General features: G+C 71.1%; 24 protein-coding genes. All 24 read left to right on the forward strand.

Annotated features, from left to right (window positions below; translation table 11 throughout):
• Nucleotides 1-1,404 carry a diaminopimelate decarboxylase gene (gene lysA / locus SPOPO_RS0117635; RefSeq protein ID WP_019876275.1) on the forward strand — a complete coding sequence of 468 codons (1,404 nt, stop codon included), beginning with the start codon at nt 1-3 and terminating at the stop codon, nt 1,402-1,404.
• A 76-nt stretch (nt 1,405-1,480) separates the two neighbouring features.
• Nucleotides 1,481-2,785 carry a homoserine dehydrogenase gene (locus tag SPOPO_RS0117640; RefSeq protein ID WP_084671238.1) on the forward strand — a complete coding sequence of 435 codons (1,305 nt, stop codon included), beginning with the start codon at nt 1,481-1,483 and terminating at the stop codon, nt 2,783-2,785.
• Between the two features lie 34 nt (nt 2,786-2,819).
• Entirely contained in the window at nt 2,820-3,878 is a 1,059-nt protein-coding gene (thrC, locus tag SPOPO_RS0117645) for a threonine synthase (RefSeq protein WP_028984874.1), read from the forward strand.
• 1 nt (nt 3,879) lies between these two features.
• Complete coding sequence (gene thrB / locus SPOPO_RS0117650; protein ID WP_019876278.1) at nt 3,880-4,800, forward strand: homoserine kinase; 921 nt, start codon at nt 3,880-3,882, stop codon at nt 4,798-4,800.
• A gap of 189 nt (nt 4,801-4,989) precedes the next feature.
• Nucleotides 4,990-7,008, forward strand: a complete 2,019-nt coding sequence (gene rho, locus SPOPO_RS0117655) for a transcription termination factor Rho (protein WP_028984875.1) — start codon at nt 4,990-4,992, stop codon at nt 7,006-7,008.
• A 154-nt stretch (nt 7,009-7,162) separates the two neighbouring features.
• On the forward strand, nt 7,163-7,372 hold the full coding sequence (rpmE, locus tag SPOPO_RS0117660) for a 50S ribosomal protein L31 (protein WP_019876282.1): 210 nt from the start codon (nt 7,163-7,165) through the stop codon (nt 7,370-7,372).
• A gap of 98 nt (nt 7,373-7,470) precedes the next feature.
• Nucleotides 7,471-8,535, forward strand: coding sequence for a peptide chain release factor 1 (gene prfA / locus SPOPO_RS0117665; RefSeq protein ID WP_019876284.1), 1,065 nt, complete (start codon nt 7,471-7,473; stop codon nt 8,533-8,535).
• A 16-nt stretch (nt 8,536-8,551) separates the two neighbouring features.
• Nucleotides 8,552-9,391 (forward strand): peptide chain release factor N(5)-glutamine methyltransferase, encoded by an 840-nt coding sequence (prmC, locus tag SPOPO_RS0117670; protein WP_033386813.1) that lies wholly within the window; start codon nt 8,552-8,554, stop codon nt 9,389-9,391.
• A 141-nt stretch (nt 9,392-9,532) separates the two neighbouring features.
• On the forward strand, nt 9,533-10,192 hold the full coding sequence (locus SPOPO_RS0117675) for an L-threonylcarbamoyladenylate synthase (protein ID WP_019876286.1): 660 nt from the start codon (nt 9,533-9,535) through the stop codon (nt 10,190-10,192).
• On the forward strand, nt 10,189-10,809 hold the full coding sequence (locus SPOPO_RS0117680; protein ID WP_019876287.1) for an arsenate reductase/protein-tyrosine-phosphatase family protein: 621 nt from the start codon (nt 10,189-10,191) through the stop codon (nt 10,807-10,809). Before SPOPO_RS0117675 ends, SPOPO_RS0117680 begins: the two co-directional genes overlap by 4 nt.
• A gap of 74 nt (nt 10,810-10,883) precedes the next feature.
• Nucleotides 10,884-12,005 (forward strand): MraY family glycosyltransferase, encoded by a 1,122-nt coding sequence (locus SPOPO_RS30305; protein WP_019876288.1) that lies wholly within the window; start codon nt 10,884-10,886, stop codon nt 12,003-12,005.
• Nucleotides 12,006-12,117: 112 nt separating this feature from the next.
• Nucleotides 12,118-12,357, forward strand: a complete 240-nt coding sequence (locus tag SPOPO_RS0117690) for an AtpZ/AtpI family protein (protein WP_019876289.1) — start codon at nt 12,118-12,120, stop codon at nt 12,355-12,357.
• Between the two features lie 28 nt (nt 12,358-12,385).
• The gene (locus SPOPO_RS30310; protein WP_019876290.1) at nt 12,386-12,787 is read left to right on the forward strand and encodes an ATP synthase subunit I; all 402 of its coding nucleotides are present in this window, start codon (nt 12,386-12,388) and stop codon (nt 12,785-12,787) included.
• A complete protein-coding gene (gene atpB / locus SPOPO_RS0117700) occupies nt 12,787-13,626 on the forward strand; it encodes a F0F1 ATP synthase subunit A (RefSeq protein WP_019876291.1) in 840 nt (279 codons plus the stop codon). Before SPOPO_RS30310 ends, atpB begins: the two co-directional genes overlap by 1 nt.
• Nucleotides 13,627-13,698: 72 nt before the next feature.
• Nucleotides 13,699-13,965 carry a F0F1 ATP synthase subunit C gene (locus tag SPOPO_RS0117705; protein WP_019876292.1) on the forward strand — a complete coding sequence of 89 codons (267 nt, stop codon included), beginning with the start codon at nt 13,699-13,701 and terminating at the stop codon, nt 13,963-13,965.
• Nucleotides 13,966-13,971: 6 nt separating this feature from the next.
• Nucleotides 13,972-14,469: a F0F1 ATP synthase subunit B gene (atpF, locus tag SPOPO_RS30315; protein ID WP_019876293.1), complete on the forward strand. Its 498-nt coding sequence runs from the start codon at nt 13,972-13,974 to the stop codon at nt 14,467-14,469.
• Complete coding sequence (gene atpF / locus SPOPO_RS30320; protein ID WP_019876294.1) at nt 14,466-15,062, forward strand: F0F1 ATP synthase subunit B; 597 nt, start codon at nt 14,466-14,468, stop codon at nt 15,060-15,062. The genes atpF (SPOPO_RS30315) and atpF (SPOPO_RS30320) overlap by 4 nt, the downstream gene beginning before the upstream one ends.
• Complete coding sequence (locus tag SPOPO_RS0117720) at nt 15,059-15,877, forward strand: F0F1 ATP synthase subunit delta (RefSeq protein ID WP_019876295.1); 819 nt, start codon at nt 15,059-15,061, stop codon at nt 15,875-15,877. The genes atpF (SPOPO_RS30320) and SPOPO_RS0117720 overlap by 4 nt, the downstream gene beginning before the upstream one ends.
• Nucleotides 15,878-15,932: 55 nt before the next feature.
• Nucleotides 15,933-17,570 (forward strand): F0F1 ATP synthase subunit alpha, encoded by a 1,638-nt coding sequence (gene atpA / locus SPOPO_RS0117725; RefSeq protein WP_019876296.1) that lies wholly within the window; start codon nt 15,933-15,935, stop codon nt 17,568-17,570.
• Nucleotides 17,571-17,573: 3 nt separating this feature from the next.
• Nucleotides 17,574-18,518 (forward strand): F0F1 ATP synthase subunit gamma, encoded by a 945-nt coding sequence (locus SPOPO_RS0117730; RefSeq protein ID WP_019876297.1) that lies wholly within the window; start codon nt 17,574-17,576, stop codon nt 18,516-18,518.
• Between the two features lie 15 nt (nt 18,519-18,533).
• Nucleotides 18,534-19,967: a F0F1 ATP synthase subunit beta gene (atpD, locus tag SPOPO_RS0117735; protein WP_019876298.1), complete on the forward strand. Its 1,434-nt coding sequence runs from the start codon at nt 18,534-18,536 to the stop codon at nt 19,965-19,967.
• A gap of 26 nt (nt 19,968-19,993) precedes the next feature.
• The gene (locus SPOPO_RS0117740; protein ID WP_019876299.1) at nt 19,994-20,380 is read left to right on the forward strand and encodes a F0F1 ATP synthase subunit epsilon; all 387 of its coding nucleotides are present in this window, start codon (nt 19,994-19,996) and stop codon (nt 20,378-20,380) included.
• Nucleotides 20,381-20,413: 33 nt separating this feature from the next.
• Entirely contained in the window at nt 20,414-20,845 is a 432-nt protein-coding gene (locus SPOPO_RS0117745; RefSeq protein WP_019876300.1) for a DUF2550 domain-containing protein, read from the forward strand.
• Between the two features lies 1 nt (nt 20,846).
• Nucleotides 20,847-21,821, forward strand: coding sequence for a serine hydrolase domain-containing protein (locus SPOPO_RS0117750; RefSeq protein WP_019876301.1), 975 nt, complete (start codon nt 20,847-20,849; stop codon nt 21,819-21,821).
• Nucleotides 21,822-21,855: the final 34 nt, after the last annotated feature.

The following is a 21,855-nucleotide window of genomic DNA, read 5'->3' on the forward strand; positions in this document are numbered from 1 at the left end:
ATGAGCCGCTCCGCGCACCCCGCGGGGCCGCGCCACGCCGAGGTCCTGCCCACGGACGGCGTCGGCTCGGCGCCCGCGGACCTCAACGCCCTCGACCCGCTGGTCTGGCCGCAGAACTTCCGCCGCCGGGACGACGGCGTCTGCACGCTCGCCGGCCTCGACGTCCGCGACCTCGCGGCCGAGTTCGGCACCCCCGCCTATCTGCTGGACGAGGCTGACTTCCGGTCCCGCGCCCGCGCCTACGCCGACTCCTTCGCCGGCTCCGACGTTTTCTATGCGGGCAAGGCCTTCCTCTGCAGCGCGGTGGCGCGCTGGGTCGCGGAGGAGGGGCTCGGGCTCGACGTGTGCAGCGCCGGCGAGCTCGCGATCGCGCTGCGCGCCGGGTTCCCGACCGAGCGCATCGCCTTCCACGGCAACAACAAGTCCAGCGCGGAGCTCGCGACCGCGCTCGACGCCGGGGTCGGCCGGATCGTCGTCGACTCCTTCGCCGAGATCGTCCGCCTGGCCGACCTCGCCCGCGAGCGTGGCGTCCGCGCCCGGGTGCAGGTCCGGGTGACGGTCGGCGTCGAGGCGCACACGCACGAGTTCATCGCCACCGCGCACGAGGACCAGAAGTTCGGGTTCTCCCTGGCCGGCGGCGCGGCGGCCGAGGCGGTCCGGCGCATCCTCATGCTCCCCTCGCTGGAGCTGGTCGGGCTGCACTCGCACATCGGCTCGCAGATCTTCGACACCGACGGCTTCGAGGTCGCGGCCTCCCGGCTCGTCGGGCTGGCCTCGGCGATCCGGGACGAGCACGGCGTCGAACTGCCCGAGCTCGACCTCGGCGGCGGGCTGGGCATCGCCTACACCTCCGACGACGACCCGGCCGATGTCTCCGCGATGGCGAAGTCGCTGGTCGCGATCGTCGAGCGGGCCTGCGCGAGCGCCGGCCTCGCGGTGCCGCGGCTGTCGGTCGAGCCCGGCCGCGCGATCGCCGGCCCGGGCACCGTGACCCTCTACGAGGTCGGGACCGTCAAGCCGGTCGCGGTCGGCAGCGGGGGAGCGACCCGCGCCTACGTCTCCGTCGACGGCGGGATGAGCGACAACATCCGGACCGCGCTCTACGACGCCGCTTACACCGCGGCCCTGGTCTCGCGCGCCTCCGACGCCCCGCCCGCGCTGTCGCGGCTGGTGGGCAAGCACTGTGAGAGCGGCGACATCGTCGTGCGCGACCTGTACCTGCCGGCCGACATCGCCGCCGGCGACCTCGTCGCGGTGGCCGCGACCGGGGCCTACTGCCGGTCGATGGCCAGCAACTACAACCTGCTGGGCCGGCCGCCGGTCGTCGCCGTGCGCGACGGCCAGGCCCGCGTGATCGTCCGCCGGGAGACCGACGAGGACCTGGCCCGACTGGACGTCGGGTGAGCGCGGGCCCGGTGCTCTCCGCATCGGATGGAAGAATCCGCGGTATGAGTGCGCAACGCCGCAAGGGCGGCCGGTGATGGCCCCGATCCGCGTAGGACTTCTCGGGTGCGGAGTGGTCGGCACCGAGGTGGTCCGGCAGCTCCAGACGCAGGCCGACGACCTCGCGCAGCGGGTCGGCGCCCCGTTGGAGCTGGTCGGCATCGCCGTCCGCCGCGCGAAGCGCATCCCGGAGAAGGCGGCCGAGCTCGGCGTCCCCGAGTCGCTGTTCACCACGGACTCCGCCGAGCTGGTCACGCGCGGCTGCGACGTGGTCGTCGAGGTCATCGGCGGCATCGAGCCGGCCCGCTCGCTGATCCTGTCGGCGATGGAGCACGGCGCGTCCGTGGTCAGCGCCAACAAGGCCCTGCTCGCCGAGGACGGCGCGACGCTGTACGCCGCCGCCGAGAAGCACGGCGTGGACCTCTACTACGAGGCCGCGGTCGCCGGCGCGATCCCGCTGCTGCGCCCGCTGCGCGAGTCGATGGTCGGGGATCAGGTCCACCGTGTGCTCGGCATCGTCAACGGCACCACCAACTTCATCCTGTCGCGGATGCACGAGACCGGCGCCGGCTTCACCGAGGCGCTGGAGGAGGCGAGCGCGCTCGGCTATGCCGAGGCCGACCCCTCCGCGGACGTCGAGGGTTTCGACGCCGCGGCCAAGGCCGCGATCCTCGCGAGCCTCGCGTTCCACAGCCGGGTCACGGCCGCGGACGTGTACCGCGAGGGCATCACCGAGGTCAGCGCCGGCGACGTCGCGAGCGCCCGCGAGATGAACTCGGTCATCAAGCTCCTCGCGATCTGCGAGCTCGCCCCGGACGGCTCGACGATCGGTGTGCGGGTGCACCCGGCGATGATTCCGCGGTCCCACCCCCTCGCCGGGGTCGGCGACGCATTCAACGCGGTGTTCGTCGAGGCCGAGGCGGCCGGGCAGGTCATGTTCTACGGCCGCGGTGCCGGTGGCGGCCCGACCGCGAGCGCCGTCCTCGGTGACCTCGTCGCCGTCGCGCGCCACAAGGTCGTCGGCGGCCGCGGGCCGGGAGAGTCGGCCTACGCGCAGCTCGCGGTGCGGCCGATGGGCGACACGACCACCCGCTACTACATCTGCCTCGACGTGGCGGAGAAGCCGGGCGTGCTGGCGCAGGTCGCCGCCGCGTTCGCCGAGCACAACGTCTCGATCCAGACGGTCCGTCAGCACGGCCACGCCGACGACGCGACCCTGGTCGTGGTCACCCACCGCGCCCCGGACTCGGCCCTGGCCGCGACCGTCGCGCACCTGCGGACCATGGACGCCGTCCGGGCGGTCGCCAGCGTGATGCGGGTCGAAGGAGACTTGGAATCGTGAGAGCGTCGTGAGCACCGACTCGATCCGTGGGGCCATGACCCACCAGTGGCGCGGGGTCATCACCGAGTACCGCGACCGGATGCCGGTCACCGACGCGACCCCGATCGTCACGTTGCGGGAGGGCGGCACGCCGCTCGTGCCCGCGCCGGTGCTGTCCGAGATGACGGGCTGCGAGGTCCACCTCAAGGTCGAGGGCGCGAACCCGACCGGGTCCTTCAAGGACCGCGGCATGACGATGGCGATCTCGAAGGCCGCGGAGGAGGGCGCGAAGGCGGTCATCTGCGCCTCGACCGGCAACACCAGCGCGAGCGCCGCCGCCTACGCGGTGCGCGCCGGCATGGTCTGCGCCGTCCTCGTCCCGCAGGGCAAGATCGCGCTCGGCAAGATGAGCCAGGCGCTTGTCCACGGCTCGCGGATCCTGCAGGTCGACGGCAACTTCGACGACTGCCTCACCCTCGCCCGCGACCTCTCCGAGCACTACCCGGTCGCGCTGGTGAACTCGGTGAACCCGTTCCGGCTCGAGGGTCAGAAGAGCGCCGCCTTCGAGATCGTCGACGCCCTCGGTGACGCCCCCGACGTGCACATGCTGCCGGTCGGCAACGCCGGGAACATCACCGCGTACTGGAAGGGCTACACCGAGTACGAGGCGGACGGGCCGGCCACCCGACGCCCGCGGATGCTCGGCTTCCAGGCCGCCGGCGCGGCTCCGTTGGTGACCGGTGAGGTCGTCAAGCAGCCGCAGACGATCGCGACGGCGATCCGTATCGGCAACCCCGCCTCCTGGGACTCGGCCCTGGCCGCGCGCGACGAGTCCGGCGGCCGCATCGAGGCAGTGACGGACCGTCAGATCCTGGCGGCGTACCGGCTGCTCGCCTCGCGCGAGGGCGTCTTCGTCGAGCCGGCCTCCGCGGCCAGCGTCGCGGGTCTGCTCATGGCGCGCGAGAACGACTGGCTGCCTGCCGGTCAGCAGGTCGTCTGCACGGTCACCGGCAACGGGTTGAAGGACCCGGAGTGGGCGATCGCGGGCGCACCCGCACCGGTCACCGTGCCGATCGACGCCGCGGCGGCGGCCGAGAAGCTCGGTCTGGCCTGACTTGTCGCAGCAACTCTCGCCGCCGACCTACCGCTCCGAGGCCGTCCGCGTCCGGGTCCCGGCCAGCAGTGCGAACCTGGGCCCCGGCTTCGACTGCTTCGGCCTGGCGCTGACGTTGCACGACGTCGTCGAGGCGCAGGTCCAGCCGGAGGGCCTCGCGCTCTCCGTGGAGGGCGAAGGCGCGCACACCGTCAACCGCGACGGCCGGCATCTCGTCGTGCGCTCCATGAACGAGTGCTTCGCGCGGCTCGGCGGGCCGCCGCCGGGACTGCGCGTCGCGTGCCGCAACGCGATTCCGCACGGTCGGGGCATGGGCTCGAGCTCCGCGGCGATCGTCGCCGGCGTCGTCGCGGCCCGCGCGCTCTGCGTCGACGGGGAGCAGCGCATGGACGACGCGGCCCTGCTCCGCCTCGCCACCGAACTCGAGGGTCATCCGGACAACGTCGCGGCCGCGCTCGCGGGCGGGTTCACTCTCGCGTGGACCGAGGCGGACGGGCCCCACCTGATCCGGCTCGAGGCGTCGCCCGAGGTGTCGCCGGTCGTCTTCGTTCCGTCGACGGAGCTGTCGACACGCAAGGCGCGCGGGCTGCTGCCGCGCACGGTGCCGCACGCCGACGCCGCGGCCAACGCGGGCCGCGCTGCGCTGCTCGTCGAGGCACTCACGCGCAATCCCGAGCTTCTCCTGGTCGCCACCGAGGACCGCCTGCACCAGAACTACCGCGGGCCCGCGATGCCGGCGAGCCTCGAACTGATCCAGCGTCTGCGGGCGGACGGGGTGCCCGCGACGGTGTCCGGAGCCGGGCCCAGCGTGCTCGCTCTCGCGACCCGCGACACCGTCGAGAAGGTGGCCGGACTGGCGGGGGAGGGCTGGCGTGTCCATCGCCTGTCCGTCGACCCTGCCGGAGCCACCGTGTTATCGTGAGCCCGCACCTAGGCGCGCCGGAATCTGTGGCGCTTGCCGTGTCGAATCTCCGGGTGAAGATCCTCCCGAAGCGTGCGCTGGTCCGCCGAGTTCCTGCCTGACATCGGATCCCCCGGCGCCGTGGTGCGTTCCGTCAGTTACCGACCTGCCACGTCCTGTGCGACGTGAGGTCCGGAAGGACACGACCCAGTGACAGAAACCACAGAACTCGCTTCCTCGACGCCGGAGTCGTCGGGGAACGGCGGCGGAACGACCCGCCGGCGCCGTGGCGAGGGCCTGAACGGCATGGTGCTCTCCGAGCTGCAGGCCATGGCCGCGGGCATGGGCATCACCGGCACCGGCCGGATGCGCAAGAGCCAGCTCATCGAGGCGATCACCGCGGGCCGCGCCGGTGGTGGGGCCACGGCCCCCGCGGACGCGTCGGCGAGCAAGCCGGAGAGCAAATCCGAGAGCAAGGCCGAGAGCAAGCCGGAGAGCACGAGCGAGGCGCCCGCGCGGACCTCGCGCCGGGCCCAGCGCCCCGCGGCCGCGCCCGCCGACGAGGCCGCCGACACCCGTTCGGGTGAATCCGCGGCCGCGGCCGCGGCTGCCGCCGACTCCGACGCCGACTCCGGTGCGGACAGCGGCACCGACACGCGCGACCGCGGCGAGCGCCGCGAGCGTCAGCGCGACCGGCAGCGCAACCGCAACGACCGCGCCGACGGCTCGGGCCCGAACAACCGCGACGGCGGCCGGGGTCCGCGCGAGGACCGCGCCCCCCGCGAGGACCGCGCCCCCCGCGACGACCGGGGTCCGCGCGACGACCGGGGTCCCCGCGACGACCGGGGTCCGCGGGACGACCGGGGCCCGCGCGACGACCGGGGCCCGCGCGAGGACCGCATGCGGGACGACCGCGGCCTGCGGGACCAGCGCGACCGGGACAACGGTCCGCGTGACGACGACGATGACGACGGCGAGGGCGGCGGTCGCCGTCGGCGCCGCGGACGGTACCGGGACCGCCAGCGTGGCGGCCGGACCCGGGGCCCGGGCGGCTACGAGCCGGGTGACATCGAGATCAGCGAGGACGACGTCCTCATCCCCGTTGCCGGGATCCTCGACATCCTCGACAACTACGCCTTCGTCCGGACCAGCGGCTACCTGCCCGGGCCGAACGACGTGTACGTCTCGCTCGCCCAGGTCCGCAAGTACGGCCTGCGCAAGGGCGACGCGATCACCGGCGCGGTGCGCCAGCCCCGGGACGGGGAGCGGCGCGAGAAGTTCAACGCGCTGGTCCGGCTCGACACCGTCAACGGCATGGAGCCCGACGCCGCGCGCGAGCGCGTCGAGTTCGGCAAGCTCACGCCGCTGTACCCGCAGGAGCGTCTGCGCCTGGAGCACGACGTCACCTCGATGACCACCCGCGTCATCGACCTCGTCGCGCCGATCGGCAAGGGCCAGCGCGGCCTCATCGTCTCCCCGCCCAAGGCCGGCAAGACGATGGTGCTGCAGGCGATCGCCAACGCGATCACCCGCAACAACCCCGAGTGCCACCTCATGGTCGTCCTCGTCGACGAGCGGCCCGAGGAGGTCACCGACATGCAGCGGTCGGTGAAGGGTGAGGTCATCGCCTCGACCTTCGACCGCCCCGCCGAGGACCACACGACGGTCGCGGAGCTCTCGATCGAGCGCGCCAAGCGCCTGGTCGAGCTCGGCCACGACGTCGTCGTCCTGCTCGACTCGATCACCCGCCTCGGCCGCGCGTACAACCTGGCCGCGCCGGCCTCCGGGCGCATCCTGTCCGGCGGTGTCGACTCGACCGCGCTCTACCCGCCGAAGAAGTTCTTCGGCGCCGCGCGCAACATCGAGAACGGCGGCTCCCTGACGATCCTCGCCACGGCCCTGGTCGAGACCGGGTCCCGCATGGACGAGGTGATCTTCGAGGAGTTCAAGGGCACCGGGAACATGGAGCTCAAGCTCGACCGCAAGCTCGCGGACAAGCGGATCTTCCCGGCGGTGGACGTGGACGCGTCCGGCACCCGCAAGGAAGAGATCCTGATGAGCAAGGACGAGCTCCAGATCGTCTGGAAGCTCCGTCGTGTGCTCGCCGCCCTGGACGACCAGCAGGCCATCGAGCTGTTGCTCGAGCGCCTGCGGAAGACCAAGTCGAACATCGAGTTCCTCATGCAGGTCCAGAAGACGACCCCGGGCGAGGAGGAGGGGGAGGAGTAGGGCGCCACCCCGAGACCCCCGAAATCGCCCGGAATGTTCGGAGGCGCACCTGCGTTTGGGCAGGTGCGCCAGGACCTGGCAGACTGACCCGGTTCCGGTTCACGCCCCGTGACCAGCGGTGGCGACCCGGAGCCATGAGAATCAGGAGCGCGTCGTGAAGCCCGACATCCACCCGCAGTACGGCAAGACCGAGGTCACCTGTACCTGCGGCGCCACGTTCGTCACCCGCAGCACCGCGAAGAACGGCATCATCCACGCCGACGTCTGCTCGCAGTGCCACCCCTTCTACACGGGCAAGCAGAAGATCCTCGACACCGGCGGCCGCGTGGCCCGGTTCGAGAAGCGCTTCGGCAAGAAGAAGTAGCTCTCCTGACGCCGGCGGGCGACCAATAGGTCGCCTCGCCGGCGTCTCTGTGTTCGGGACCATCCCGCTTCAGCAGCGCCGTTCGGAAGGAGGCCACAGTGTTCGAGACCGTGCAGGAGCTGATCGACGAGTACGCCGATCTCGAGAAGAGGCTGGCCGACCCGGCGGTGCACGCGGACGCGGGAGCGGCGCGCAAGCTCGGCCGCCGGTACGCCGAGCTCGGGCCGATCGTGGCGACGCACCGCGCGTGGGAGCAGATCGGGGACGACCTGGCCGCGGCGACCGAGCTCGCCGCCGAGGACGAGTCGTTCAAGGCCGAGATCCCGGAGCTGACCGCGCGGCGTGAGGAGCTGGGGGAGAAGCTGCGGCAGCTGCTGCTGCCCCGTGACCCCAACGACGGCAAGGACGTCATCCTCGAGGTCAAGGCCGGCGAGGGTGGGCAGGAGTCCGCGCTGTTCGCCGGCGACCTGCTGCGCATGTACCTGCGGTACGCCGAGCGGCGCGGCTGGAAGACCGAGATCCTCGACGCCACCGACTCCGACCTCGGCGGTTACAAGGACGTCTCGGTGGCGATCAAGATGCGCGGGACCGACCCCGAGGGGGTCTGGGACCGGCTGAAGTTCGAGGGCGGCGTGCACCGTGTGCAGCGTGTGCCGGTGACCGAGTCCCAGGGCCGCATCCACACCTCCGCCGCCGGCGTGCTCGTGCTCCCTGAGGCCGAGGAGGTCGACGTCGAGGTCAACCTGAACGACCTGCGGGTCGACGTCTTCCGTTCCTCGGGCCCGGGCGGGCAGAGCGTCAACACCACCGACTCGGCCGTGCGGCTGACGCACATCCCGACGGGCATCGTCGTCTCCTGCCAGAACGAGAAGAGCCAGCTCCAGAACAAGGAGCAGGCGTTGCGCATCCTGCGCGCCCGGTTGCTGGCCGTCGCTCAGGAGGAGGCCGACAAGGAGGCCGGAGACCTGCGCAAGAGCCAGATCCGCACGGTCGACCGCTCGGAGCGGATCCGCACCTACAACTTCCCGGAGAACCGCATCTCCGACCACCGCGTGAACTTCAAGGCCTACAACCTCGACCAGGTGCTCGACGGTGACCTCGACGCCGTCATCGACGCGGTCATCGCCGGTGACCAGGCCGCGGCCCTCGCCGGTGACGACTGACCCGGTGACGGGGCCGGTGACGAGGGAGTCGCTCCGTGCCGCCCTCGCGGCGGCGACCGAGCAGTTGCGTGCGGCCGGGGTGGCGTCACCGCGCACCGATGCGGAGGAACTGGCCGCGCACGTGCTCGGTGCCGAACGCCGCGACCTCGTGCGGTTCGACGAGATCGACGCCGGCGCCTACGCGAAGCTGGTCGAGGCCCGGGCCGCGCGCACGCCGCTGCAGCACCTCACCGGTGTTGCGCACTTCCGTCACGTCAGTCTCGCGGTCGGCCCAGGGGTCTTCGTCCCACGACCCGAGACTGAAGTGATGGTAGGTCAGATGATCGATGCAGCAAGATCATTGCCGGCCGGGTCGGTGGCCGTCGACCTGTGCACCGGCTCCGGCGCGATCGCGTTGGCCCTCGCGACGGAGGTTCCCGGCCTGACCGTGCACGCCGTCGAACTTGATCCTGATGCCCTTGCCTGGGCGCGGCGAAACCTCGACGGCAGCGGCGTCACGCTGCACGCGGGCGACGCCGCGGACGCGCTGCCCGAGCTTGACGGGCAGGTCGATCTTGTCGTGTCGAATCCGCCGTACATTCCTTTGGACGCTTGGGAATCCGTCGCCGTCGAGGCCCGTGACCACGATCCCGCCGCGGCGCTCTGGGGCGGGGACGACGGGCTCGACGTCGTGCGCGCGGTCGAACGCACCGCCGGGCGGTTGCTCCGCACGGGTGGTCGCGTCGCGGTGGAACACGCCGACGTCCAGGGGGCCGCCGTGGTCGAGGTTTTCGCCCGCACCGGGCGGTGGACGCAGGTGCGCAGTCACCAGGACCTCACGGAGCGGGACCGGTTCGTGACCGCCACACGCGCCTGATTCGCCGCAACCGTCACGAATTCGGTCCACCCGCATTGGCAGGCCCCCGTCGGGGGATCTAGCGTGGCCCCCTGCGCCGCTCACAGCGCCGTGAGCGCAGCGGCCGTTCCGTCCCCGAACCACCAGCGAGAGGTAAGACCCTTGCCGCAGTCCTTCGACTGCGCCGACCCCGATGCGCGGGCGGCGGGTCTCGCCGCTGCCGGTGCGGCTGTCGGAGCCGGTCAGCTCGTCGTCCTCCCCACCGACACCGTCTACGGGATCGGTGCGGACGCGTTCACCCCGTCGGCCGTCGAGGCGCTCCTGGCCGCGAAGGGCCGCGGCCGCGACATGCCCGTCCCCGTGCTGATCGGCACGATGCGCACGCTGGACGGGATCGCCGCGCGCCTCTCGGACGCCGCACGCGAGCTCGCCGACGCGTTCTGGCCCGGCGGCCTCACGATCGTGTGCCACCAGCAGCCCTCGCTGGCGTGGGACCTCGGAGACTCCGCGCAGACCGTGGCGATCCGCATGCCGCTGCACCCGGTCGCGCTCGACCTGCTCAAGGCCACGGGCCCGATGGCGGTGAGCAGTGCGAACCGCACCGGTTACCCGGCGGCCACTACGGTCGCGCAGGCCCGCGAGCAGCTCGGCGACTCCGTGGAGGTCTACCTCGACGGCGGGCCCACCGACGACAATGTGCCGTCCACGATCGTGGACGTGACCGGGAGCCGCCCGCGAATTCTGCGCGCGGGTCACATCAGCGTCGACGACATCCGGTCGGTGGTCGCCGACGTGGAACTGGCCACGGGCACGGGCGCGTGAGCGCGACGCGCTTCAGCGTCCTGATCGTCTCGACCGGGAACGTGTGCCGTTCCCCGATCGCCGAGGAACTGCTCCGCGCGCAGCTGGCCGCGACGATCGGTCCCGACGCCCGGGCGTTCCGGTGCGAGAGTGCCGGCACCTGGGGGCACAGCGGTGCCGGGATGGAGTCGCACGCCGCCGCCGTCCTCGCCGAGCGGGGGATCGAGCCGGGTTCGTTCGTCGCCCGTGAGCTGAACCCGGATCAGGTCCTGGAGGCCGACCTGATCCTCGGCGCGACCCGGGACCACCGCGAGCAGGTGCACCTGCTCGATCCCTACGCCGCCGGGCGCACGTTCACGATCCGGGAGTTCGCACGTTTCGCACGCCGCGTCTATCCGGCAACGCTGCCCGAGGCCGACCCGGCCGTGCGGGCCCGGGCCCTGGTCGACCGCGTCGCGATGCTCCGCACCCCGCGTCCGGGTCCCGGCCGACCGGACGACGACATCGCGGACCCGTTCGGGGCGCCGCTGCACGTCTTCCGGTTGTGCGCCGACAGCATCGCCGAGGGCCTGGCCGCGCTCGTCGGGCACCTCACCCCGGCCTCGGCGGCCGGGAGTCGGAGTTCCTCCGCGGTCTGAGCCGCGCGCGTTCGAACAACCCTCCGAGCGGGTCGTCGTCGGCGACGCGTGCCCGCGACTGATTCCATAGGGCCGTGCGCGAGTACCTGCTCACGTTGCTGGTTGCCGCCGCCGCCACCTACCTGACCACCGGGGTCGTCCGTCGGGCCGCCCTGGCCGGTGGGGTCATGGCGGAGGTCCGCGACCGGGACGTGCACGCCGTTCCGACCCCCCGCATGGGGGGCTTGGCGATGCTGGTCGGCCTCGCGGCGGGGCTGGTGGTCGCGGCGGAACTGCCGTTCCTGTCCCGGGAGCTGTTCGCGAACTCGCACGACCCCTGGGCCCTGCTGGCCGGGGCGACGATCATCTGCGCGCTCGGTGTCGTCGACGACAAGTGGGGCCTGGACGCGGTCACCAAACTCGCCGGGCAGGTCCTGGCCGCCGGCGTGATGGTCGTCCTCGGCATCCAGATGACGTACCTGCCGGTGCCCGGCACCACGATCGTGCTCGACGCGAGTTCGGGCTTCCTGCTCTCGGTGCTCATCGTCGTCGCGACGGTCAACGCGGTGAACTTCGTCGACGGTCTCGACGGGCTGCTCGCCGGCATCGCCCTGACCGCGGCGCTGGCCTTCTTCAGCTACACGTACCTGCTCTCGATCGAGCAGCAGTTCGACCGCGCGATCTCGCCGTCGCTGTTCTCGGCCCTGCTCGCCGGGATCTGTCTGGGCTTCCTGCCCCACAACTTCTACCCGGCGAAGATCTTCATGGGGGACTCCGGCTCGATGCTCATCGGGCTCGTGCTGGCCGCCTCCACGGTGAGCTTCGCCGGCCAGATCGACTTCGGCGCGGTCGAATCCGAGGACGTCTCACCCGCGCTGCTGCCGCTGATCCTGCCGTTCGCGGCGATCGCGGCGCCGTTCCTCGACCTCGTCCTCGCGATCATCCGGCGCACGATGTCCGGCCGGTCCCCGTTCGCCCCCGACAAGCAGCACCTGCACCACCGGCTGCTGGAGATCGGTCACTCGCACCGCGGGGCCGTGCTCATCATGTACTTCTGGTCGGCGCTGATCGCCTTCGGTGTTGTGGCCTTGTCGCTGGTCAGCGCGCAGGCGTGGGCCCTGGTGGCGGTGGCGTTGCTGGTGGTCGTCGGCGTCGTCCTGCTCCGTCTGCCGGTCATCCAGCGGGTCGGTGCACCGACCGGAAAACCGACGCGCTGACGTAGCAGGGACCCGCCGTCCGGGACTCCTCCGTACGGGTGGTAGTTTCCACACCGAACGGACGCCTAGCCCCTGCCGGCGCCCGTTTGTGCAGTGCCCGGAAGGAGGCGGCGTGGCCTCCGACGAAAATCCCTCAGACCAACGTTCGATTCGTCAGACAGCGCTCGCGCTGGCCGGGATCGGGATGTTGAACGCGGTTGCTGCCGTCGGTGGGTGCGCCCTCGGATGGCTCGTCGATTCTCTGCTCGACACAACCCCGGTCTTCATCCTGATCGGCCTGGTGCTGGGCCTGACTTGCGGAGTCCTCGCCACCTGGCGCGAGGTCGCGGACTACCTGAAGGCCAGTGAGTGAACCGGCGAGTGCGAGAGAGCGAGGTGGCATGGAACGCGTCGGTCTGATGAAGGCGAGCTCCAGCTACAAGTTCTCCGTCCGCTTCGGTGCCGTGGTCGGTCTGCTCGGGCTGATCTTCTGCATCGCGGTCGGCGAGCCCAAGATCGGCATCTTCGTCTGCGTCGGCCTGCTGCTGGGCTGGCTGAACACCGCGATGGTGGTCTCCGCCACCGCGAAGTTCGCCGCCGAGAACGCCGGCGAGGAGAACCCCAACAAGCGCAAGTTCATGGCGGCGGTCGTCAAGCGCCTCGCGCTCATCACGCTGATCGCCGGCTACATCATGTTCGCGTTCCGGCCTGACGGCCTGGCGGTCCTCTTCGGGCTCGCCTTCTTCCAGTTCACGATCATCGGCAGCAGCGCCGGTGTCCTCTATCGCGAGGTGCGCTCCTGATGACCCGCACGCTTCTCGATCGGTCAACCGACGTGGTGGTCGCCGCCGACATCGAGGTGGGCAAGCACCACAAGGTCACCATCGGTGGCATTGAGTTCCACATCGACACCATCGCGACGACCTGCATCGCCGGTCTGATCGTCATCGGCATGGGCCTGTGGCTCGCGAAGACCGCGACGAGCGGTGTGCCGAGCAAGATTCAGCTGTTCTGGGAGGCCGTCGTCGGCTGGGTCCAGGGCGAGGTCAACAACGCCATGGGCAAGACGGCGCCGTTCGTGGTGCCGCTGGCCGTGTCGCTGTTCTTCTTCATCCTGTTCTGCAACTGGGTCGCGCTCCTGCCGGCCCACGAGTGGCTGCCCCCGGCGACCTCCGACGTCAACCTGACGTACTCGCTGGCGTTCGTCGTCATCATCTGGGTGCACGTGAACGCGGTCCGGCAGAAGGGCGCGGGCGAGTACTTCGGCCACTTCGTGCAGCCCTACAAGGCGCTGCTCCCGCTGAACGTGATCGAGGAGCTCGTCAAGCCGTTCACGCTCGCGCTGCGACTCTTCGGCAACATCTTCGCCGGCGGCATCATGATCGCCCTGATCGGTCTCATGCCGACCTACATCGCCTGGGCGCCGAACACCGCCTGGAAGCTGTTCGACATGTTCATCGGCCTGATCCAGGCGTTCATCTTCGCTCTGCTGACCATCCTCTACTTCGGGATGGCGTCGGCCGGCCACGGTGACCACGACGAGCACGACGCGCACGGCCACGACGCGCACGACCCCCGGGACGAGGCCGGTCACGCCACCTCGCCGGACAACGCATCCGAGAAGGAACTCGCTTCCGCCTGACCCACCCGCACATCCCCTCAGACGTACCGGGACCCCCGGGACAACGCACCCACACAGCGAAGGATCAGATACATGGCAACCGATGCAGAGCTCTCGGCCGAGGCCATCAAGGTCGCGGGCGGCCTTATCGGCGGTGGCCTGGCACTTGGCGGCGGCGCCATCGGCGCGGCCATTGGTGACGGTCTCGCCGGCTCGGCGACCATCTCCGGTGTCGCCCGTCAGCCCGAGGCGCAGTCCCGCCTCTTCACGATCTTCTTCCTGACGGTCGGTCTGTGTGAGGCGGCGTACTTCATCAACCTCGCCTTCATGGCCCTGTTCGTCTTCGTCATCGGTAAGTAGCCGACCGTGCTGCGACTCGCCACTAGCATCCTGACGTCGGAAGGCGCCGAGGGCGTCGAGGAAGAGGAAGACGACATCTTCCTCCTCCCCAACGCGACCATGCTGGTCGAGCTCGTCCTGTTCGCCGTCATCCTGTTCGTCGTCTGGAAGTTCGTCGTCCCGCCGGTGGCCAAGGCCATGGCCGAGCGGCAGGCGAAGATCGCTCGCCAGATGGCGGACACCGAGGCCGCCACGCGCAAGCTGGCCGAGGCCCAGGCGGCCTATGAGGAGGCGATGGCCGAGGCTCGCGCCGAGGCCACCCGTCTGCGGGAGCAGGCGCGCGCGCAGCACAAGGCGATCGTCGACGAGGCCGCCGCGGCGGCGCAGGCCCGGGCGGACGAGATCACCGCTGCCACCCGGGCCCAGCTGACCGAGGAGCGCGAGCGTGCGCTCGCCTCGTTGCAGTCCGACGTCTCCGCCCTCGCCGGTCAGCTGGCCGGCCGGGTCGTGGGGGAGCAGGTATGACTTCCGCTGAACTGACTGGTCAACTGACCGGGTCCCCGACGGGTGACCTTCTCCTCGCCTCGGGCGGCACCAAGGGGTTGGTCATCGAGCTGATCGGCTTCGCCGTGCTCGTGGCCATCCTCGCGCGGTGGATCGTTCCGCTGATCCTGAAGATGATGTCTCAGGCTCAGGAGCGCATCGCCAAGCAGCTCGCCGACAGTGAGGCCGCCGGCCAGAAGCTCGCCGAGGCGCAGGCCGCGTACGACAACGCGGTCGCCGAGGCGCGGGCCGAGGCCGAGAAGCTCCGGGCCGACGCCCGGGCGCAGAACGAGCAGATCGTGGCCGAGGCCGCGGCGGCCGCGCAGGCGCGTGCCGACGAGATCACCCAGCGGGCCACCGAGGCCCTCGAGGCCGAGCGGATCAGTGCGGTCCGCTCGCTGCAGGCCGAGATCGCGACGATGGCGGTCGACCTGGCCGAGCAGCAGGTCCGGACGGCGCTGCAGGACGACGCCGTCCAGCGTCGGGTGATCGACCGCTTCCTCGGTGAGCTCGAGGGCGGCATCTCCAACGCCGGCTCCGCGCCGGCCGGCTCGACGGGAGGGCGGTCCGCGTGAGGGGTGCCAGCCGGACCGCGCTCGGCGCGGCCATCACCAAGTTCGACGAACTGAGCCGGGGCCTCGACGCCACGGCGCTCGGGCGGCTCTCGGACGAGCTGTTCGGGGTCCTGGGCGTCGTCGACTCCGAGCACATCCTGCGGCGCTCCCTGTCCGACCCGAGCCGGCCCGGCTCGGCGAAGGCCGAGGTCGCTCAGGTGCTCTTCAGCGGCAAGATCTCGCCCGAGGCGCTCGAGCTCGTCCAGGCCGTGGTCGGGCAGCGCTGGTCGCGCCCGAGCGAGATGGCCGACGGCATCGAGAACCTCGCCGTGATCGCCGAGATCGCCCGCGCGGACTCCCTCGGGGGGATCGAGGACCTGGAGGACGAGCTCTTCCGGTTCGGGCGGATCGTGGAGGGCGAGCCGGCCCTGCGCAACGCGCTGGCGGACGTGAACGTCCCCGGTGAGCGCAAGGCCGAGCTGGTCGGCAGCCTCCTCGGCGGCCGCGCCAACGACTCGACCGTCCGCCTCGTGCGGCAGGTCGTGCTCAACGCGCGGGGCCGGAACCCGGAGCGCAGCATCGCGCAGCTCGGCAAGGCCGTCAGCGACCGGCGCCGCCGCCTGGTGGCGTTCGTCCGCTCCGCGGTCGAGCTGGCGCCCCACGAGAAGGACCGCCTCGCGCGTGCGCTGGCGGGCATCTACGGACATGACGTCCAGGTCAAGGCCGAGGTCGACCCGTCCGTGCTGGGCGGGATGACCGTCCAGGTCGGCGACGAGGTCGTCGACGGGACGATCGTCGGTCGTGTCGACCGGCTCAAGCGGCGCTTCGAGCGCTGAGCAACGCAAGCAACTCGAACGCCCAGCAACACGCAGACACAGGGAGACGAAGGACATGGCGGAGCTGACGATCCGGCCGGACGAGATCCGGGAGGCGCTGGAGCGCTTCGTCTCGGGTTACTCGCCCGACGCCCCCACCCGCGACGAGGTCGGCACGGTCATCGAGTGTGGCGACGGCATCGCCCGCGTCGAGGGCCTGCCCTCGACGATGGCCAACGAGATCCTCGAGTTCGAGGACGGCACCAAGGGCCTCGCCCAGAACCTCGACGTCCGCGAGATCGGCGTCGTCGTCCTCGGTGACTTCTCGAAGATCGAGGAGGGTCAGTCGGTCCGCCGCACCGGTGAGGTTCTCTCGGTGCCGGTCGGCGACGCGTACCTGGGTCGCGTCGTCGACTCCCTCGGCAACCCGCTCGACGGCCTCGGCGCGGTCGAGACCACCGAGCGTCGCATCCTCGAGCTGCAGGCCCCCTCGGTCGTCCAGCGCCAGCCGGTCACCGAACCGCTGCAGACCGGCATCAAGGCCATCGACGCCATGACCCCGATCGGTCGTGGCCAGCGCCAGCTGATCATCGGTGACCGTCAGACCGGCAAGACCACCATCGCGGTCGACACGATCCTGAACCAGAAGGCCAACTGGGAGTCCGGCGACCCGAGCAAGCAGGTCCGCTGCATCTACGTCGCCGTCGGCCAGAAGGGCTCGACGATCGCGAACATCCGCCAGGTCCTGGCGGACTCGGGCGCGCTGGAGTACACGACGATCGTCGCGGCTCCGGCGTCCGACCCGGCCGGCTACAAGTACATCGCCCCGTACACCGGCTCGGCCATCGGCCAGCACTGGATGTACCAGGGCAAGCACGTCCTCATCGTCTTCGACGACCTGAGCAAGCAGGCCGACGCGTACCGCGCCGTCTCCCTTCTGCTCCGCCGCCCGCCGGGCCGCGAAGCGTTCCCGGGTGACGTCTTCTACCTGCACTCGCGGCTCCTCGAGCGTTGCGCGAAGCTCTCGGACGACCTCGGCGCCGGTTCGATGACGGGCCTGCCGGTCATCGAGACCAAGGGCAACGACGTGTCGGCGTACATCCCGACCAACGTCATCTCGATCACCGACGGCCAGTGCTTCCTCGAGTCGGACCTGTTCAACGCGGGTGTCCGGCCGGCCATCAACGTCGGTGTCTCGGTCTCCCGCGTCGGTGGTGCCGCGCAGGTCAAGGCGATGAAGGCGGTCGCCGGCACGCTGCGTCTGGCCCTGTCGCAGTACCGCGACCTGGAGGCCTTCGCGGCCTTCGCCTCCGACCTGGACGCGGCCTCCCGCGCCCAGCTGGAGCGCGGCGCCCGCATGATCGAGCTCCTCAAGCAGCCGCAGTTCTCCCCGTTCTCGATCGACCGTCAGGTCGCCTCGATCTGGGCGGGCACCACCGGCCAGCTCGACGAGGTCCCGGTCGCGGACATCCGCCGCTTCGAGGAGGAGTTCCTCGACTACCTGAGCCTCAAGCACAAGGGCACCCTCGACGGCATCCGGGAGACCGGCAAGCTCGGCGACGATGACCTCAATGTCTTCAAGGACGCCATCGCGGAGTTCAAGAAGGGCTTCACGACCTCCTCGGGCCAGTCGCTGGCCAAGGAGGCGGCGGTGGCGGCGATGGCCGACGAGGACGTCGACCAGGAGAAGATCACCAAGGTGAAGAAGGCCTGACGAATGGGCGCTCAACTCCGGATCTTCCGGCAGCGGATTCGGTCGGTGAAGTCGACCGCGAAGATCACGCGGGCGCAGGAGCTCATCGCCTCGTCCCGGATCATCAAGGCGCAGCAGCGCACGGTGGCGGCACAGCCGTACGCCCGTGCGATTACGCGCGCGGTCACCGCACTGGTGAGCCAGGCCGGCACCGTCGACCACCCGCTGCTGACCGAGAAGAAGGCCAGCCCGACCCGTTCGGCGGTCGTGCTGCTGACCTCCGACCGCGGCTTCGCGGGCGGCTTCAACGCCAACGTGCTCCGCGAGGGTGAGGCGCTGACCAGCCTCCTCCGCGACGAGGGCAGCGAGGTCGTGCCCTACGTCTCCGGGCGCAAGGGCGTCACCTGGTACAAGTTCCGCAACCGCGCGCTGGCGGGGGAGTGGAGCGGGTTCTCGGACCGGCCGACCTACGACGACGCCAAGGCGATCGCCGACGTGGTCATCGAGGCCTTCAAGACGCCGACCGAGGAGGGCGGTGTCGACGAGATCCACCTCGTCTACACCGAGTTCGTCTCGATGCTGACCCAGCGGGTCGTGGTGCGCCGCATCCTCCCGCTCGAGGTCGAGGAGGTCGAGGAGGGCAGCGCCGCGGCGGCGGCCGCCGCGGCCGCGCAGGGCGGCGGTCCGCTGCCCCAGTACGACTACGAGCCGGACGAGGAGGAGGTGCTCGACGCGCTGCTGCCGCGGTACGTCGAGAGCCGCTTCTACTACGCGCTGCTCACGTCGGCCGCCTCGGAGTTCGCCGCGCGGCGTCGCGCGATGAAGTCCGCGACCGACAACGCGAACGAGCTGGTCGACATCCTCACCCGGTCGGCCAACCAGGCCCGGCAGGCCGAGATCACCCAGGAAATCAGCGAAATCGTGGGTGGCGCGAACGCGCTCGCCGACGCGACCGCAGGAAGCGAATAAGGGACTACAGACGACATGACTGCTACCGCTGAGCCCACCACCGCCACCGGCCGGGTCGCCCGCGTCATCGGCCCCGTGGCCGACGTGGAGTTCCCCGTCGGCTCGATGCCCGCGATCTTCAACGCGCTCAAGGTCGACGTGACCATGGGCGGCGTCACCTCGACCCTCACCCTTGAGGTCGCGCAGCACCTCGGGGACAACCTGGTGCGCGCGGTCTCGCTGAACCCGACCGACGGCCTGACCCGTGGGGCCGAGGTGCTCGACACCGGCGCCCCGATCTCGGTGCCCGTCGGTGACGTGACCAAGGGTCACGTCTGGAACACCATCGGCGACCCGCTGGACGTGCCGGCGGACAGCCTGCAGATCACCGAGCGCTGGCCGATCCACCGCGACCCGCCGCCCTTCGACCAGCTCGAGTCGCGCACCGAGATCCTCGAGACCGGCATCAAGGTCATCGACCTCCTCACCCCGTACGTGAAGGGTGGGAAGATCGGTCTGTTCGGTGGTGCCGGTGTCGGCAAGACCGTTCTGATCCAGGAGATGATCCGCCGCGTCGCCCAGGAGTTCGGTGGCGTGTCCTGCTTCGCCGGCGTCGGCGAGCGCACCCGTGAGGGCAACGACCTCTTCCTGGAGATGTCCGAGTCCGGCGTCATCAACTCGACCGCGCTCTGCTTCGGTCAGATGGACGAGCCGCCGGGCACCCGTCTTCGCGTCGCGCTGACCGCGCTGACGATGGCGGAGTACTTCCGCGACGTGCAGAAGCAGGACGTGCTCCTGTTCATCGACAACATCTTCCGGTTCACCCAGGCCGGTTCCGAGGTGTCGACCCTGCTCGGTCGTATGCCGTCCGCCGTCGGGTACCAGCCGACCCTGGCCGACGAGATGGGCCTCCTCCAGGAGCGCATCACCTCGACGCGTGGTCGTTCGATCACCTCGATGCAGGCGATCTACGTCCCCGCCGACGACATCACCGACCCGGCGCCGCACAACGCGTTCGCCCACCTCGACGCGACGACCGTGCTTTCCCGGGCCATCACCGAGAAGGGCATCTACCCGGCCGTCGACCCGCTCGACTCGACCTCCCGCATCCTCGACCCGCAGATCGTGGGCGAGGAGCACTACCAGGTCGCGCAGTCGGTGAAGCGACTCCTGCAGAAGTACAAGGAGCTGCAGGACATCATCGCCATCCTCGGTATCGACGAGCTGTCCGAGGAGGACAAGGTCGCCGTCAACCGGGCCCGCCGCATCGAGCGCTTCCTCTCGCACCCGATGTTCGTGGCCGAGGCCTTCACCGGCCAGCCCGGCGTGTTCGTTCCGCTGTCCGAGACCGTCGCCTCGTTCAAGGCGCTGGTGGCCGGCGAGTTCGACCACCTGCCCGAGCAGGCGTTCTTCATGTGCGGCGGCGTCGAGGACGTCGAGAAGAAGGCCAAGGAACTGGCTCGTGGCTGAGCAGCGGAACGGAGTGGAGCGCGACCATGGCCACTGACACGCTCTCCGTCGACGTCGTCGCTCCGGACCGCAACGTCTATCGCGGTCCGGCGACGATCGTCATCGCGCGCACCCTCGAGGGCGAGCTCGGCATCCTCAAGGGCCACGTACCGGTGCTCGGTGTGCTGGAGTCCGGCCCGGTGACGATCCGTACCCCGGAGGGCGAGACCGTCACGGCGGCCGTCCACGGCGGTTTCATCTCGGTGGCGGACGACGTCGTGTCGATCCTCGCCGAGGTCGCCGAGCTCGGCTCGGACATCGACGTGGCCCGCGCCCAGCGTGCGCTGGACCGGGCCAAGTCCGACGGTGACCCCGAGGGCGACGCGGCCAAGCGGGCGCAGACGCGTCTGCGCGCCGCGGGCCGGGAGGCCTGACCCGCAAGGGCACTGCGCGGCAGGGGAGGGCCGATGATGCTGTTTCTCGACATCGTCATCGGCCTGCTCGCCTTCGTGGGCCTGTCGCTCCTGGCGCTGACCGTGCGTCGCATGGTCCTCTCCCGCCCGGTCGGCACGTTCGCCTGCAGCCTCCGGCTCGGCGAGCACCCCGACGGTGAGGGCTGGTCCTACGGGATCGGCCGGTACCACGGGGACCGGGTCGAGTGGTTCCCGATCTTCAGCCTCCGCTGGCGGCCGCGGCACGTCATGACCCGCCGTCAGCTCCGCGTCCGCAGCCGCCGCGACGCCACCCCCGCCGAGACCCACACGGTCTCGGTCGGCTCGGTGGTTCTCGTCTGCGCACTGGGTGCCGAGCCCCTCGAGCTCGCCATGACCCACGACGCGCTGACGGGCTTCCTCTCCTGGGTCGAGGCCGCCCCGCCGAAGGACCCCATGGTCGCCTGACGTGACCACATCGCTGGCGGTCCTCGGGGACGACGCACGCGCGGACCGGATGCGCGCGGCGCTCGCCGGCCGGTCGGCGCCGTTCGCGATCGGTGTGGTGACGCCGGACGGCGCCCGCCTCGCCGGCGCCGGGTCCGACCGGGACGCCGGCTTCGAGATCGGCTCGGTGTCCAAGGGCGTCACCGGGCTGCTCTACGTCGACGCCCTCGAACGCGGCGAGGTGGGTGCGGACACGACGCTGGCCGACGTGCTGCCGGTGGCCGCGACACCGCTCGCGGGCGTCCGGCTCTCCGACCTGGCGACCCATCGCTCGCGGCTCCCGCGCTCCGCGCCCGGCACGCCCGTCGTCCGGGGCTCGATCGACCTGGTGCGGCACGGGACCAACCCGTACGGGGAGAGCCTGGACCAGCTCCTCGCGCAGGCGCCGGCGGTCGAGTTCCGGCGCTCGTCGCGGCCGCACTACTCGAACTTCGGGTTCGCCCTGCTCGGTCACGCGGTCGCCGCGGCCGCCGGAACGACCTACGCGGACCTGATCCGCACGCGCGTGGCCGATCCGCTGGGGCTCGACGTCTTCTACTGCCCGGCCACGCCGGCCGAACTGCGGCCGGCGTCGGTGCGCGGACACGGCCGGGGCGGGCGCGTTCGGGAGCCGTGGACCGGCGAGGCGATCGCTCCCGCCGGCGGCATTCGGGCGAGCCTGCCGGCGATGGTGCGGCTGCTGACGGCGTTGCTCGACGGGACGGCGCCCGGCCGCGCGGCGCTGGACCCGGTGGCCGACCTCGGCCGCGGGGCGCGCATCGGCGCCGCCTGGATCACGGTCGAGCTGCGCGGTCGTCGGATCACCTGGCACAACGGCGGGACCGGTGGTTTCCGCAGTTGGATCGGACTCGACCGGGAGGCCGGCGTCGGCGCGGTCGTCCTCTCGGCCCGGTCCGTCTCGGTCGACCGGGCCGGGTTCTCGCTCCTGACGCCGTGAGCGCGTCCGGGATCTCAACTTCTGTGGCGCGGCG

Source organism: Sporichthya polymorpha DSM 43042 (genome assembly GCF_000384115.1).
Taxonomy (GTDB): Bacteria; Actinomycetota; Actinomycetes; order Sporichthyales; family Sporichthyaceae; genus Sporichthya; species Sporichthya polymorpha.